1 protein-coding gene is annotated in these 1,392 nt (G+C 73.8%); it reads left to right on the forward strand.

Going from position 1 to position 1,392, the window contains the following annotated elements; genetic code table 11:
* The coding region (locus tag CH341_RS31250) for a chloride channel protein (protein ID WP_111423588.1) at positions 1 to 1,392 on the forward strand (1,392 nt) is incomplete at both ends.

Genomic DNA, 1,392 nt, shown 5'->3' on the forward strand with positions numbered 1-1,392 from the left:
GGCTCGCGGCCGCGCGGCCGCAGCGCGAGGTCGATCCGGTCGAGGCCAATGCGCTGCACGGCGGCCGGATGTCGCTGGTCGGCAGCCTGGTGGTGGCCGCCAAGACGGTGTGGTCGAGCGGGGTCGGCGCCTCGGTCGGGCTGGAGGCCGGCTACACCCAGCTGGCCAGCGGGATCGCGTCGCGGCTCGGCATCGCCTTCCGGCTGCGGCGCGGCGACCTGCGCGTGCTGGTCGGCTGCGGCGCCGCCGGCGCCATCGCGGGCGCCTTCGCGGCACCGCTCGCCGGTGCCTTCTACGCCTTCGAGCTGGTGATCGGCACCTATTCGGTGGCGAGCCTCGCCCCGATCGCCACCGCGGCCGTGGCGGGCTACGCGGTCGCCGGTGCGATCGCGCCCACCCATATCGGCATCGTGGCGCCGCAGCCCGGCGCCGTCGCGCCGCACGAGCTGCTGCTCGCCGTGCTGGTCGGGCTGGCGATGGCGGCGCTCGGCATCGCGGTGATGCGGTCCGTGGCCGGGGTCGAGGCGCTGTTCGCCCGCCTGCTGCGGCCGGCGCTGCGCCCCTGCCTCGGCGGCCTCGTCGTCGGCGCGCTGGCGCTGATCACGCCGCAGGTGCTGTCCTCCGGCCACGGCGCGCTGCACCTCGTCGGCGTCCTGGACCTGCCGCTGAAGACCGTGGCGCTGATCCTGGTGCTCAAGATCGTCGCCTCGGTGGTGTCGCTCGGCTCCGGGTTCCGCGGCGGCCTGTTCTTCGCGTCGCTGCTGCTCGGCGGGCTCGCCGGCCAGCTCTTCGCCGGGCTTTTGGTGCTGTATGTCCCGGGGATGCGGATCGACCCCAATGTCTGGTCGATCGTCGCGATGAGCGCGCTCGCCGCCACCGTGGTGGGCGGGCCGCTGACCATGACCTTCATCGCGCTCGAATCGACCGGCGATCTGTGGCTCACGGTCGCCGTGATGGTGGCCGTCATCGTCGCGGCGCAGGTGACGCGCGAGCTGTTCGGCTACTCGTTCGCCACCTGGCGGTTCCACCTGCGCGGCGAGACCATCCGCAGCGCCGCCGACATCGGCTGGATGCGCGACCTGACGGTCGGCCTGATGATGCGGGACGCCCGCACCATCCCGGCCGACGCCACGGTGGCGGACCTGCGCCGCACCTATCCGCTCGGCTCCACCGGCCAGGTGGTCGCGGTCGACGACGGCGACGTCTATGCCGGCCTGGTGATCGTGGCGGAGGCGCACGCGGCCGAGCACGCCGACACGGAGCCGCTGCGCGACCTCGCGCGCTTCAAGGACGAGATGCTGTCGCGGAGCATGACGGCCAAGCAGGCCGCCGCGGTGTTCGAGCGCACCGAATCGGAGGCGCTGGCGGTGGTCGACTCGGCCGAGTCGAGGA

It is taken from the genome of Rhodoplanes roseus (assembly GCF_003258865.1).
Taxonomy (GTDB): Bacteria; Pseudomonadota; Alphaproteobacteria; order Rhizobiales; family Xanthobacteraceae; genus Rhodoplanes; species Rhodoplanes roseus.